This window comes from Leptolyngbya sp. FACHB-541 (genome assembly GCF_014695875.1).
Classification (GTDB): domain Bacteria; phylum Cyanobacteriota; class Cyanobacteriia; order Elainellales; family Elainellaceae; genus JAAUTN01.
The window spans coordinates 21,289-35,216 of the sequence record NZ_JACJPC010000064.1; the positions used below are offsets into that span (position 1 = coordinate 21,289).

Genomic DNA, 13,928 nt, shown 5'->3' on the forward strand with positions numbered 1-13,928 from the left:
TCGTTAAGATACATAGGTTTTTCATCTAATCAATCAGAGGTTCAAATCATGAAGGAATTTATTCTCTCGTTAGTTGCAGGTTGGATTGTGGGTGTTTTATTCGGGTGGTTAAAACTGCCGTTACCTGCACCTCCGCTGATGGGATTTGTCGGGGCACTCGGAATTTTATTGGGTGCCTGGTCGATTGATCAGGTCAAACACATCTTTCACTACTAATTCAAGTATCAAACTTACACAAAGGATGTCTAAACATGGCACATATTCTACAAGTAGATTCAAGTCCGAGAGGAGAACGCTCTATCTCTCGTGCATTAACTAAACAGTTTGTTCAGGCATGGCAACACACTTATCCAGAAGGACACATCACCTATCGGGATGTAGGAAGACACCCCGTTCCACCCATTGATGAAGCTTGGATTGCAGCAGCATTTACCCCTCCCGCTGGGATGACTCCAGCCTTAGAATCTGCTTTGGCGATCTCGAATGAGTTAATTGATGAAGTGTTGGCAGCAGACTTTCTGGTTTTTGGTGTTCCTATGTATAACTACAGCGTTCCTGCCAATTTCAAAGCCTATCTGGATCAAATTGTTCGGGTAAGGCGAACCTTTGTGGTTAGTTCTGATGGCTATGAGGGACTCGTGAAAGGCAAGAAAGTAGCAGTCATCACCACGCGAGGTGGCAGCTATGCAGGTGGCTCATTAGATTTTCAGGAGCCATACCTGCGGGCGGTGTTTGAATTGATTGGCATCACTGAGGTTGCCTTTATCCATGCAGAAAATTTGGCGATGGGAGCGGAAAAACGACAATTGGCGATCGCCACTGCCCAAAAATCTATTCATCAACTCATCACATCTTGGCAGCCGTCCATGCAGCACTCATGATTCAAACCGACTTGTTACCTGTATTGCTGTAATAATTTGGAGGGTTTCTTACAGCCATTTTCGGATGGGTAAGCCATAGCGTAGGGGCAGTTCGCGAACTACCCCTACAGAGATTTGTGGTTTATCCAACTGGAAATGGCTGTAAGGATAAATTTCTACCGTATCCCCCATACAGTTTCTACATGTTGCCGAAATGGAGTGGTAATTTCTCGTGGTGTGTTTTGAATGTATTCCACGACGCTATCCTGGTCAGATTTAGGAACTTGCTCAAGGTACTGCATTGCCGTCTCAACAGAAAACTCAACTCCTAATTCTTCGGTAAAGTTAGGAGGAATTGCTGTCCAAACTGCGGCGGGAATTTGCTGTTTGTGACACCATTGCCGCACAATGCGATCGACATTAACTTGTTCGGGATAGTCTTCGATAGAACTCAGATTTTGCTGTAGGTCGATGTAGCCAGTTTCTTCTGGACTTGCATTTTCTCGATCTTGGATGTCTTGAATCACATCAGCAAGATTTGTCCGCGAACTCCAAACAAACTGTGTAGGACAATCAGCGCCATTCACCGGATCAAGTACCAATGTGAGTGGACGGGCAGTTTTGACCCGTGTGAACTCCAGCGGAAGTACAGGGCCACCCTGCTGCCAAGTTCCTTCGTAGGGCAGATCTTGAGGCTTCCAAATTAATGAACTCCAACCCAAAATTGCGATCATGCTTCTCACTAAACACGGAAATTGAACAGCTTCCTTATCCTAACGAATGCTCAAAAATTGTATTTCCTTACAAAAAGGTTATACGGGCTAGTTGTTCCCCTAGCCATTTTTCCAGGCGCTTAGCTACCGATTTGCCTGATGCTACTAGCAAAGAAGGTTTGGCATTCTGAAGAAAAGCATTGGAGAGTTGCCATGACGACCTTATCAGACTTTTCAGATGAACTGGCAAATGCGATCGCCCAAGCTGCTCCGATGATTGTCACCTTACCATCAGGACGCTTTGCCATTAGTGGAGTTCATTGGCGATCGGGACTTGTTGTCACCACTGTTGATGCGGTGCGCTGCAAAAGAGATATGACGCTGATGACTCCAGAGGGTGCGTTGTCTGCAACTGTTGTGGGCACAGATCCGGGAACAGATCTTGCAGTGCTGCGCGTTGATGCGCCTGATCTACCGACTGCTGAGTTGGGCGACCTGGATACACTGCGAGTTGGGCATTTAGTGTTAGCGCTTGGACGTTCGGATGATGGTAATATTCGCGCTAGCTGCGGCATTCTGGCATCACTGGGAGGAGAGTGGCAAAGCTGGACAGGCGGTCGAATTGATCGCCTGATTCGTCCTGATATTCGACCGTTTCCGGGATTCTCTGGAAGTCCACTGCTCGACACTCGGGGTCGCGTTTTGGGAATTAATACGACGCATTCACGCGGTCGCTTTGCCATTACCATTCCGATCACAACAGTGAATCGCGTCGTGGATCAGTTGGTGCAACACGGACGGATTACACAGGGCTATTTGGGCGTAGGGCTGCAGCCTGTGGAGTTAACGACACAGTTGAAACAGTCACTCAACCTCACTCAGGAAGTGGGTGTGTTAATTGTGAGTGTGGAAGCAGATAGCCCCGCCGATCGCGCCGGAGTACTCATCGGAGATATTTTATTAACGTTGGGGGGTGAGGCGATCGCCAATGTGCAAGCGTTGCGATCGCAGCTCCGGTCAGAGCAGGTCGGTCAGCCCATTACCGCACAAATGATTCGGGGCGGACAGCTAGTTGAGTTGACTCTAACCATCGGTGAACGTTAACCCTGCCTGTGAGGAGGCTCCGGTGATTCGTGTTTTGATCGTGGCTCGCTCATTAATCATGCAAGCAGGGCTGGAGGCAATGCTGATCCACGAGCCAACGATTCAAGTCGTCGGACGCACGGCTGATTTAACGACGCTGGAGCAATTCTTCCGCTCTCAACAGATCGATGTGGTGGTACTGGAGTTTGCCCTGCTGACAGATACCAACCTGGAGATGTTGACCAGTCAAGAGGAGGTAGCGATCGCTCTCCTGGTGAGTCCAACTGAAGCTTACTCCGCCATAGCACTGCTGAGATCAGGTGTTCGCGCAATTTTACCCCTGGATATCACAACGGATGAAATGATTCTCACGGTTGAGGCGATCGCAGCGGGTTTGGTGGTCTTGCATCCTGATGTATCTGACATTCTGCTTCAGGAATTGCCTGAATCGAATGAGCCCGTACAGTCTGAGGCTCTGGATGCCCCTCTCACCCCCCGCGAAGTGGAAGTGCTGCAACTGATGGCAACGGGTTTGGGGAATAAGGCGATCGCCCGTCAGCTCAACATCTCTGAACACACCGTCAAGTTTCACATTAGCTCGATCTTCTCTAAGCTCAACGCTTCTAGTCGCACCGAAGCAGTTACGCTGGGAATGCGACAGGGACTTATTTTTATTTAATTCAGCTTCAATTCAGAGCTAATTCAAGTAGTGGTATTACGACACCAGTGTATGTTCTGCCCCTATTCTCGGTCTTGACGGCGCTTTTACTTTTTGAAGCAGTCGTAATAGATTTCTACCCAGAATTAATGCTTCCTGTTTAGGAGGTAAACCGAGCAAACGAATTTTGTGTAACTCTAGACCGGGATGTAACCAGGGACCATCCGAACCAAAGAGAACTTTGTGAGCACCACCGCGCTTAACTGCTTGTACCACATAATCGAACCGTCGAACGCCTGATGTATCAGCGTAAACATTGGGAAATCGAGCAATTTGATCAATGACTCTCAGATGAGCACGCCAGTCATCAGCAAAACTGCCAAGATGGGGCAAGATGAAATTCACGTCTGGGTATTGTGGAGCCAACAGTTCAATAACATCTGTTTTACCAGCAACATCGTAGAGGAGCGGAAGCCGAAAGCGACGGGCAACCTCACACACTTCGCGAGTGGCAGGGGCTTCATGTCCGTGAACTTTGATGCCGCAAAATCCCCACTGGTTAACTGCTTGCTGAATAATTTGATAGACACGACCGCGATCGCGCTGAGCATGAATAAAAGCAAAACCAATAAAGCGATCGGGATACCTGGCGACGATTCGAGCCGTATGAGCGTTCGCCTGTCCATAGTTACTGTGAAAGGGCGAAAAGATGACTGTTTTGTTAATTCCCGCAATATGTGCCCGCTTCAAGTAAAGTTCAACAGGTGCATCTGTATCCCACGGTCCTGTGAGTAAGTCACCTTTTCCAGCATGACAGTGACAATCAATGATCATGGTATGTGTGAGTGCTGAGTTCTGAGATATCGCAGTCAGTAAGGATGAAGAAGGGAGGATGAAGAATAAAGCTGAACTGTACTCCAGCATGGGTTGGGTGAAGCATCGCGTAACCCAACAGAATTGAGACTTTAGCTTTTAGCCCAAACTTTAGTTCAAGGCACAGGAGGATCTACTTGATCGTCAGGTTAGGACTAACGTTACCGTAAGATTGCTGGTCTTGTTGTGCCTCCTCCTAAGCGAGGCTTTGACCTGACCTCCAATAGACCTAAGGGACACCATAGCACTGTCCCTGTTTCTGCTAGGCGTAATCACTGTAACTCGATGCTTTGTAAGTAGAGCTTCTGTAATTTGTAGCCTTTTCCTACTGTTCCATTTCCTGTGAATGGTGATTTCGACAGGAGTTTTAACCAAGCTTCCACCCTCTTGCTCATTGCGCCAAGCATCTGACTCTGTTGTTTTTAACTTCAACTTACCTCCGAGGTTACCAAATCTTCTCCTGACAAGAGCTTCGTACCTGGTACCTGGTGTTGGTTGGTCTGCTAACTTGAGTATTTCTTTCTGGTCATGAGATTCTCTCCCCGTGAAAAGGTTCTGTCTCAATCTAATTTCAACTCCCTCTGTCGCAGCCATGTAATCTACGTCTGAGCGAAGAGGTGCTTCAAACAAATCACGGGTGCTTGAGTAATGGCTAACAAGATTACGTACCTCCGGAGCTAGAGGTGTTTCAAATAAAGTACTTTTATTTTGCTTGCCGTCACTAGGTGAAATTTCAGCAAAATCTTGCTCCCAAGACCAATTCTGGTCATTGTCCTCTGGAGTGCTGAGTGACTCAAACAGCCATTGATTTTGCAGAGCCTTTTTTACTGTAACGGGATTCTCTGTCATGATTTTCTCCACTGCATATCGTGTGGGTTAAGCCGTTGAGGCTCATGAATGAGGCCCGAAGATTCATTAATAAGTGTCTGAATCTCGCTGACGAATATCTGAGACTCGTCAGCGATCGCCAAGCTATTACGCATGGGACTTAAAGATTCAAACTGGACACTCAGAGCTTGGTGTTTCAGACCCGCATATTGAACACGCTGCCCTAGCCCATCATTTTTGGGCCAGGCATCATTCCCCTGGGTCTGCCAATTATCGGTTCGCGACGCATTCCAGAGGGTGGCGCACCGGGCATGTAAACCTGGCGCGGTGGCGGAGTTGGGCGGCTAACGCGCATTCCCTCTTCGCTCGAAATCCACTCTTCGGCGTATTCGGCGATCCGCAGCAGCAGAGCTTCAAACTCGCTGCGGTTTTTCTGAAGCACAAACGGTTCTGCTAACCAGCGAATAATCTCACGTCCAGCGACCGCCATCCGGTTCATCGTACTAGCATGAACTGATTCGTGGAAGTACTGCCACAAAACGAGTTCAATCAGTTCCCAGGCGTTATCGGCTCCAAATTGAGCGCGAACATCAGACGATTCCAGGATCTTAAAGCATTCAGCTAGTGCTTGACTGGTTTCAACGCGCAAGACGTTGATGTAGCCGTAGGATGAATTCTTCAGGTTGTTGCGGAGGTCTAGTCCAGAGCGGCGAACGATCGCAATTGAGCCAAATGTTGGATCGGTAGCGCGTTCGCGAATTACCTCACTGATGCGCTTATCACGCCAATATTTTGCCGCTTCGCCAATGAAGTGTGAAAATAATCCGTGAAACTGGGGATTGGGACGCGCACCGGGTCCAGGATCAACCGTGGTGTAGCCAAATACGCGCCGATAGGCTCGCATCCGTTCGCGTTTGTGATAGCGCAAGATGTTGTGCTTGTCGAAGCGGTAGAGCCCATAAGCACCCTCACCGCTAGAAATTCGCAGTGTACCGGCTTGAAAGAGTTCTTGCAGTTTGTCGATCACGCGGAACACGCCGAGCCGTTCGTGCATGTAGAGGTAATAGAGGTCGGCGCTCGCCAGGATACGCTCACTCCTGACCGTATCGTCATAATCCACTACCCCACTTGATACTCGTGCATCACCAAGATCGGTGGTGGCATCTTTACCGAATCCAATTAAATCAGCCAGTCCCCCATCTGCCGGAGCGCTTTTTCCATTTTGAGAAGCGTCATATTTTTGTAGCTGGTCATCGACCATGCGGTTGAGTACTTCTGCCAACTGCGGGTTAGCAACCAGTTCTGGTCCAAGTTGTTCGATCGTGTTTTGCAACAGTGCCGCGATTTGGTCATTGCGGCGATCGTAGTCGCGTGCTTTCATAATCAGATTCCTTATCAACTAGTGCAAACGAAATTCACGAGTGCAAACAAAACTTACATCAAGGTCCCTCCCAAGGGACGCTCTGATGAAATGCTGCCTACGCCTAGGCTGGCTAGCGTGTCGAGCTGATAGATCAGTTCGCTCAAGCTTTGCTGTACGCGCTCAAACGCCAGTACTTTGCCGAGCAGCTTGCCTTGGTTTCTATTGCTGAGCAGTCTGCCAGCCGGATCCTTCTGTGGCAGAACTGCATACAGAACTACACCAATCGTCCAAAACAGCGTGTCAGCCTGGTCGGTGACGAAATCCAAGCCAAACTGTCCAGCGGTTGACAGCACCGAAGGAGCCTCTAGGCTGGTGAAGCGATCGACCCACTCATCAAAATCATTCACAGTAATGTCGGGTAAGATGATCGCGGCTTGGGTATTTCCCAGGGTAATCTTGCCTGGAATGTTTGGATCTTCCGTTGGAGCTTGCAGATTGCTAAACAAGGCCGAGTCTGAGCGGCGTTCGCTTTGGGTAAAGGCAATCGAATCCATTGCTGACATCAGGTTGGCGTTGCTGTCGGCGATTACAGGCAGCATAATGCTGGCACGCGATAAGCGATCGCTGTAGCGTCCGGCAATAGTCTCGGTATTTGTCTTGGACTCTTCGTAATTTCTCCAACTCCGAAGCAGCGTTTTGACATGCTCAAGCAACAGTGCAAAGCCTGCGACCTGCGTTTCGTCTTCGAGCGTGACTGGAACAACTTTGAGTTCTAGACCAAACACCTGACCGCGCCCCCAGTGGCCCTCTTCGCCTAAGCGGTATAAGTAACCATCTACCTTTCCTTCTTCACCTGTGCCAAGGAGTGTTTTAAAGTAAGAATTAACCCGCTGTTTACGAGGTTCGTCGAGCCGCCCAAACTCATCGATTAAGCTGCGAATTTGCGATCTCACCAGAGCGCGTAAGGCGTTTACAGCATCAATGTCTGATTTAGGATCAAACGGAGTCAAGCCATCCAACACTTTCAGGGCATCACTACCAATAATTGATGCCTGACGATAGAGATTTGCTTGCTCAACTGAAAGCTGTCCGCTTGCTCCTTCGGTAATGGGTGAGTGCAGAGATACTAAGCTGCGGGCGGGCTGCATCATCACTTGCCCATCTTTTGCCGTGGGAAAGGCACTGTTCAGCGCACTGATAAACCCATCGGGACCACGACCGGGCGATCGCCCCAGCACTTGCGTTAGTGCTCGTTCCACTTGCAAAGTGAGTGAACTTGCAGCGCTGGATGCCCCTGATCGAACTGAGCCATTGTCATAAACAGTAGTTTCATTGGTGGCAGAACGCCCCAGAACGCGCGTGATTTGCGCGAGTTGGTCGGCAATCAAAGCTTCCCTGGGAAGCGTACCTGCAATAGTGGCAGACGGTCCAAATAACTTATCGATGAAGCTCTGACGCAGTTTTTGTAAATTCTCAGGAGTGAGGCTTATTTCAGAACCTGCTGTGTCCTTGAAAGGAAATGCCATCTTTGCAACCTCATTAATATTGAAAGGAATGTTTTGAGAAACCGCTTGAAAGTTAACGCTTAACGTCGTCCCAAGATGCGGTAGAAATTGTCAGTAATCGTTTGGGGTGGGGCGAGACGCTGATCGAGCGCAAACCGAGCAGCGCTAATCATTAATCGAATTGGAACGGTACCGGGGTCTTCACCCTTTGCCAGCCGCCGACCTGCCAGCTCAATTAGCCCCATTTGTGCCGGGTCAAAGTTCACCACCTGCACCATTGACTTGTTGCCAAACTGTTTGTAAGGCTGAAACACCAGTGTATCCACCACCATTTCAGCCGCCGGATAAAAGGTCTTCATGAAACTGGGGGGAATGTCATTTGGCGTAATCCGAGGATAAAGCCGCTGCCACACCCGCTCTAACTCGGTTGCCATCTTGGTGAACCCCAGCCGCTTTAGCAGAATCAAATTGATCAGCACTCGCAGGTAAGGCGTTGGATGCACCGACAGCGGGTTGAATTGGACTGTATCAGCAGGCGATCGCCCCACCACATCCATCAATGACTCCACCGCAGCAGGACCACCTAGCACCAGCGCAAACATATCTGCCATGGTTTCCTTGTGCCATCGCGCCCACACCTGAGCAATCTGAGAGGGAAAACGTCCCTCTGTTGTCAAGCGGTGATAGAGACGGGCAGGAACGACCTCCCACAAACCCAAATCTGCCTGGAGGTTGTGAGACACTTCATGCAACACGCTAGAGAGTGCCCACACATTATCCAAACGATGCTGGGGCAGCATAATCAGCGGAAACAGATTTGAGTTGCGACGTAGTTTTGACAGCGGCACTCCCCGGCGGAAGGTGGCTGGACTGAAACCGCTGTCAGCATAGCTAAATGGCAACAAGCTAGGGGTGGGCTGAGCCGTACCGAGACCACTGTAAACTCTTTCGTAGCAACCGATCGCAATGCGATCGATCGTTCGCAACCGTTCCCCAAATGATGAAAGCCGCTGCACAAATAAATCAAAGTAAAAATCCCAAATTCCTTCCAAATAAAGGACTTGGTTACTCACTGTTTGTTTACGCTCCAGCAGCACTCGTAACTGCTGGCTTGCAGGTTCACGGCGTGCTGCATTAGCAGCAGCTTCCACCCAACGCGCATTTTCGGTCAGTCGGCTGCGAAACTTTTCAATGAACCGATTCACAGCTTCAATGTGAGCCTCGCTAGGGGCTGCTGGTCCAGTCCCAAACTCATCTTTAGCAAACGGACGCAGCGATTTGGAATGCCGCATCAGGTTAATGGCTTGGACGTTTAGCCAATTATCCATCAGGCGCTGCTCGCTGGGAGTGGCAGCTCCTTGGAGGTTATCACCAGAAACAACCTTCGGGGGTGGGGTAGGCTTTGCTGAGGTGGTTTTTGGAGTGGCGGGTGCAGATGCCACCTTAAATGAGGCAGGTGAGGATACCATATTCGATTAGTGGCTGGAAGTGGGGACGGTTTGATGCATTCTGTTACGAGCTACATTTCAAAACTTAGAACTCGTAACCTTGTTAGCGAACAGCCCTTTTGCTGGCGCAACTAGGACAGCGGGCAGCCTGAGCAGCAGCGCGGCGGGGATTTGACGGAGCAACACGCTGACGCAAAACTGCATTCCGGGTGATAGAGCGCTGTACAGTTCGAGGATTGTTTAATACCTGTTGTGCTGAGGCTGCCATTGCTTTGACTGCCATTGCTCCAGTAATGGGCTTACCGGCACGGGAGGCAGCCTTTAGAGTGGCAACTGTTCGCCGTTGAATGGCAGGAACCGTCCGCAAGAGCTGTTTGCCGACCTTACCCTGCTGGCGCAATGTCTTCACTAATCGACCATTGGCTTGAGCCAGAATAGGGGTAACGGGTCTGAGTGCCCGCTGTCCACCCATAATCGTGATCGTGATCGGCAACGCCGCAGCCGCAGCCGCTTCTGCCTCTGCCTCTGTTCCGGCTTCTGCCGCTTGTGCTGCTAAAACCTCAGTTAGAGCGGCTTCATGAGCAATTTCAGTGTTAGCAACTTCTGCTTCAAACTCATTTGTGCCAAATAGTTGAGCTTCTAGTTGAGCCGCCTCCATTTCACCCTCTTTTAATAAGGCGCTGGTGAGTTTTCCAGCTAGTGGTCCTGCAACCGCTCCTACACCCGGTATCATTCCCACTAATGCTCTTGCTGCCATTGGGGCAAGCCTTTTGGCGATCGGAGCTGCCACTTTGGCTAGTGATTTCAGCCCTCTGCCCAACTTCTTGAAGAAATACTCACCCTCATCCTCAAATTCAGGATTGTATAAAGCAGCTTCCTGCTCCCACTCACTTTCATATTCGGGATTGTATAAGGAAGCTTCCTGCATTTCCCACTCACTTTCGTATTCAGGGTTGTACTGGGAAGCTTCCTGCTCCCACTCACTTTCGTATTCGGGGTTGTACTGAGAGGCTTCTTGCATTTCCCACTCATTCTCGTATTCGGGGTTGTACTGAGAGGCTTCTTGCATTTCCCACTCATTCTCGTATTCAGCAGTAGAAAAGGGATTGCTATACTGAGAAACTTCATGGGAAGCAGGTATTTCAAATACAGCCTCGTTTTGCATTACCATAATTCAACAGTCTCCTTTTGTTTGAATGAACTATGCGGAACGGGAAATCGATCGACCCGGAGCAACGGTACGCTGACGAATAATGGCATTGCGAATCATTGCCTTGGTCAAAGTTTTGGGGTTGCCAAATACTCGTGCAGCTTGAGCCGCCATTAATCGCTGAGCTAATGCCGCATTGATTGGCTGACCTGCACGTCGAGCCGCCCGTAAACTGGCGATCGTGCGACGCATGATGGTTGGCATCAGCCGCAAAAGCTGACGACCCGCCGGACCTTGACGATGTAAGAGCCGAACAAGTCGAGCGTTCGCTTGCACTAGAACTGGGATAATGTAACGTAAGGGTCGCTGTCCGTTCATACTCTTAACCGTGCTACTGACGGCAGCTCCCAGTAATGCCTCAGCTTCACTTTCACTTTGGCTGTGGCTTGCTTCGGCAGCTAGCACTTCAGTCAAGGCGGCTTCGTAGGCAGCTTCTGTATTGCTAACTTCTGCTTCTGCCTCGTTTGTCCCAAAGAATTCTGCTTCCATCTGGACTGCCTCCATTTCGCCTTCTCGCAGCAAGGCACCCACAAGTTTTCCGGCTAAGGGGCCGGCAGCAGCTCCGACACCGGGTATAGCTCCGATGAGTGTTTTGGCAGCAATGGGGGCCAGACGCTTTGCTAGGGGAGCGGCTACTTTGGCAATTTTTCCAATTCCTCGCAAAGCTTTTTTGAAGAAATACTCACCTTCTGTTTCCCACTCACTCTCCATTTCAGGATTAGACGAATGCAGAGCTTCCTGGACTTCCCACTCATCCTCAAACTCCGGATTGGAGTAAGGATTGGCGTAGGGAGTTGATTCTTGCACTTCCCATTCATTAGCAAACTCCGGGTTGGAGTAATTGGTGGATTCTTGCATCTCCCACTCATCTTCTAGGTCTAGGTTTGAGTAGGGTGGTGACTCAAATTCCATTTCGGCAGTACTTGCTCTGCCGTTGGCATACCCGTTTGTCATGTTTGATCTCCCAGTTTGATTAGGGGTGTAATTTCTTAAGTTTTTTCAGTACTAGGTACTGAAAATATCCCAAACTACGGATTTGATTAATGCAAGAAGGTACATCAATCAAACCAAAACGCCATATCAATTAGTTTCTGGAGCGCTGCGAGTTGAGCCAGAGCAGACGTTGTGGGACTTGCCCTGGATATGGCTGAATGCCATAAACACCAAGTTAGAGGATGTTTTTAGAGGTGTCAGTACCCTCGTGGGGTACTTATCTCTTACAAAATGAGTAGCATCAACAAAAGCTAAACAGGGTTTAGCAACGTTTCTCTAAAAATAGGCTACAGAGGGAAGGGCACTCCGCGTCGCGGAGTGCCCTTCCAGTGTTGCTGATTTGATGTATGAATTTCGTCGGGTGACACATTGCCATCCCCCTACAAAGAGGATTGAGAGCCGTGAATCACACCCGTATATTTAGCAACGCCCAAAGTTTTTCTCTAAAGCAAACTAAAGGCTATGGTTTTAAGAGCGTATTGTCACGATTTAACAGTTTTTCAATGGATCTAAAAATTACCAATGCAATTCTGCCCGGACGGCAAGGACAGTGGGATGTGGGAATTGCGGGCGATCGCATCACCCACATTGCCCCAACTCTAGCCGCATCCGCAACTCAAACTCTAGATGCTCAAGGGAACCTGCTGATTCCAGGACTGGTGGATGGGCACATTCACCTCGACAAAGCCTTGATTCTCGATCGCTATCCAGCTTTAGATGGCACACTTGATGAAGCCCTACGCGAAACTTTGAAACTGAAGCAATCATTTACGATTGAGGATATCCAGAATCGGGCAAGACGGGTAATCGAGCAGGCGATCGCCTTTGGCACAACTGCCATGCGAACTCATGTCGAAGTCGATCCAACGATGGGGCTTGATGCGATGGAGGCATTGCTGCCTTTGCGGAAAGCTTACTCCTGGGGCATTACCCTACAGCTTGCCGTTTTTGCCCAAGAGGGAATTACAAACCACGATGGATTAAGGGATCAACTCCGTCAGGCGCTAGCAATGGGAGGAGATGCGATCGGTTCTGCCCCTTACGTCGATCCAGATCCAAAGCGAAATATTGAAACTGTATTTGATCTGGCGCAGGAGTTTGACTGTGATGTTGACTTTCATCTTGACTTTTTAGATAACGATGAGCCGTTACTCTTACCGTTCGTGATAGAAGAAACGGTCAGGCGAGGCTGGCAGGGACGGGTTTGCCTGGGACACATGACCAAGCTAGCAGCCTTAACACCTTCAGAACTAGAGACGTTTGCTGCTGCAATGCGAGAGGCAGGAGTATCCGTTTTAGCGTTACCTGCAACTGACTTATACATGATGGCTCGCAAAGATACTCACAATGTTCGTCGTGGCATTGCACCTGTGCATCGTTTAGCAGAATTAGGAGTCACGGTTGGGCTGGCGACCAACAATGTCTTCAATCTGTTTACTCCATTTGGAGACGGCGATGTGCTGAAGCTATGTACCTTACTAGCGCAAGTGCTGCACCTGGGAACCGTATCGAGCCACCAGCTTTGTCTGGAAATGGCAACCAGTCAGGCAGCAGCGGCGATTGGCATCCAGCATCACGGAATTGCAGCCGGCAATGTAGCTGATCTGGTATTGCTGAATGTGCGTTCAGTCAGTGAGGCGATCGGTGCTGCCCCAATGGGACGCACTGTTATTAAAAATGGAGTTGTTGTGGCACAAAGCAAAGTAGAACAACAGTGGTTTGTTCCCAAGCTAGTTTCTCTGTGATCGTGCTGTCCTAAACAGGAGCATGAATTCTAATACAAACAATGGCAGCAGCCCTAAAATGCTGGCAGGGTTGGGGAGAATAGTAGGGGAAAACAATCAACTTTGAGATGGACGAATTACAACAGTTGCTACAGGATTTAGACGAACGCATTGAATCGAGGGTTCAGGCTATTCGATCTGAGCGAGACTGGTGGCCCTGCCGACGGGGGTGCGACCATTGTTGCCGTCACCTTGCCCATCCTCCTGAACTCAGTACTGCGGAATGGAAACGGGTAGATGAAGCCGTCGCGCAACTCCCAAATTTAGAACAGGTTGTCGTCGAACAGAAGATCATTGCCCTTCTGCAACAGATTGCAGAAAACACCCTCGGCTTATCCGTTGTGTGTCCCTATCTGAATGAGGAGGGAGCTTGCCGAATTTATCATGCTCGCCCGATCGCCTGTCGAACCTATGGTTTCTTTGTTGCCCGTGATCAAGACCAGTACTGTCAGCAGGTTGAGACCGAGATTAATCAGCGTGGGGAGAATGCAATCGTGTGGGGCAACGCGGAAGCAATTTGTCATGACCTTGAGCGGATGAGTGGTGCCCCTATTGCTTTTGAGAAACACTATGGCGATCGCCTTATCAATCAGTCGAAATGAGTCCGATG

At 49.5% G+C, this 13,928-nt stretch carries 14 protein-coding genes; 6 read left to right on the forward strand and 8 right to left on the reverse strand.

Annotated features, from left to right (window positions below; translation table 11 throughout):
- Positions 1-48 precede the first annotated feature (48 nt).
- Both H6G00_RS13890 and H6G00_RS13895 read left to right on the forward strand, forming a co-directional pair.
- Positions 49-216 carry a DUF1427 family protein gene (locus H6G00_RS13890; protein ID WP_190643782.1) on the forward strand — a complete coding sequence of 56 codons (168 nt, stop codon included), beginning with the start codon at positions 49-51 and terminating at the stop codon, positions 214-216.
- A 35-nt stretch (positions 217-251) separates the two neighbouring features.
- Complete coding sequence (locus tag H6G00_RS13895; protein WP_190797190.1) at positions 252-881, forward strand: FMN-dependent NADH-azoreductase; 630 nt, start codon at positions 252-254, stop codon at positions 879-881.
- Between the two features lie 155 nt (positions 882-1,036).
- On the opposite strand, the gene H6G00_RS13900 is transcribed toward H6G00_RS13895, so the two are convergent.
- Positions 1,037-1,594: a hypothetical protein gene (locus H6G00_RS13900; protein WP_190643780.1), complete on the reverse strand. Its 558-nt coding sequence runs from the start codon at positions 1,592-1,594 to the stop codon at positions 1,037-1,039.
- 192 nt (positions 1,595-1,786) lie between these two features.
- Here H6G00_RS13900 and H6G00_RS13905 point away from each other — a divergent pair, with 192 nt between their 5' ends.
- A complete protein-coding gene (locus H6G00_RS13905) occupies positions 1,787-2,677 on the forward strand; it encodes a trypsin-like peptidase domain-containing protein (RefSeq protein WP_190797191.1) in 891 nt (296 codons plus the stop codon).
- A gap of 22 nt (positions 2,678-2,699) precedes the next feature.
- Positions 2,700-3,335: a response regulator transcription factor gene (locus H6G00_RS36645; protein ID WP_190797192.1), complete on the forward strand. Its 636-nt coding sequence runs from the start codon at positions 2,700-2,702 to the stop codon at positions 3,333-3,335.
- 36 nt (positions 3,336-3,371) lie between these two features.
- Here the strand turns inward: H6G00_RS36645 and H6G00_RS13915 are convergent, their stop codons facing one another.
- The 7 genes from H6G00_RS13915 to H6G00_RS13945 all read right to left on the reverse strand — a co-directional run bounded on the left by H6G00_RS13915 (position 3,372) and on the right by H6G00_RS13945 (position 11,495).
- Entirely contained in the window at positions 3,372-4,148 is a 777-nt protein-coding gene (locus H6G00_RS13915) for an amidohydrolase family protein (RefSeq protein ID WP_190797193.1), read from the reverse strand.
- Positions 4,149-4,331: 183 nt separating this feature from the next.
- Positions 4,332-5,036: a hypothetical protein gene (locus H6G00_RS13920; RefSeq protein ID WP_190797194.1), complete on the reverse strand. Its 705-nt coding sequence runs from the start codon at positions 5,034-5,036 to the stop codon at positions 4,332-4,334.
- Positions 5,037-5,238: 202 nt separating this feature from the next.
- Positions 5,239-6,396: a hypothetical protein gene (locus H6G00_RS13925; RefSeq protein ID WP_190797195.1), complete on the reverse strand. Its 1,158-nt coding sequence runs from the start codon at positions 6,394-6,396 to the stop codon at positions 5,239-5,241.
- A 53-nt stretch (positions 6,397-6,449) separates the two neighbouring features.
- On the reverse strand, positions 6,450-7,904 hold the full coding sequence (locus H6G00_RS13930) for a hypothetical protein (RefSeq protein ID WP_190797196.1): 1,455 nt from the start codon (positions 7,902-7,904) through the stop codon (positions 6,450-6,452).
- A 59-nt stretch (positions 7,905-7,963) separates the two neighbouring features.
- Complete coding sequence (locus H6G00_RS13935) at positions 7,964-9,352, reverse strand: hypothetical protein (RefSeq protein WP_190797197.1); 1,389 nt, start codon at positions 9,350-9,352, stop codon at positions 7,964-7,966.
- A gap of 82 nt (positions 9,353-9,434) precedes the next feature.
- The gene (locus H6G00_RS13940) at positions 9,435-10,502 is read right to left on the reverse strand and encodes a hypothetical protein (protein WP_190797198.1); all 1,068 of its coding nucleotides are present in this window, start codon (positions 10,500-10,502) and stop codon (positions 9,435-9,437) included.
- Between the two features lie 30 nt (positions 10,503-10,532).
- Positions 10,533-11,495, reverse strand: a complete 963-nt coding sequence (locus H6G00_RS13945) for a hypothetical protein (protein ID WP_190797199.1) — start codon at positions 11,493-11,495, stop codon at positions 10,533-10,535.
- Between the two features lie 542 nt (positions 11,496-12,037).
- On the opposite strand from H6G00_RS13945, the gene H6G00_RS13950 reads away from it, so the two are divergent.
- Both H6G00_RS13950 and H6G00_RS13955 read left to right on the forward strand, forming a co-directional pair.
- A complete protein-coding gene (locus tag H6G00_RS13950) occupies positions 12,038-13,279 on the forward strand; it encodes an amidohydrolase family protein (protein ID WP_190797200.1) in 1,242 nt (413 codons plus the stop codon).
- Between the two features lie 107 nt (positions 13,280-13,386).
- Positions 13,387-13,920 carry a YkgJ family cysteine cluster protein gene (locus tag H6G00_RS13955; RefSeq protein WP_190797201.1) on the forward strand — a complete coding sequence of 178 codons (534 nt, stop codon included), beginning with the start codon at positions 13,387-13,389 and terminating at the stop codon, positions 13,918-13,920.
- The last annotated feature ends 8 nt before the right edge of the window (positions 13,921-13,928 follow it).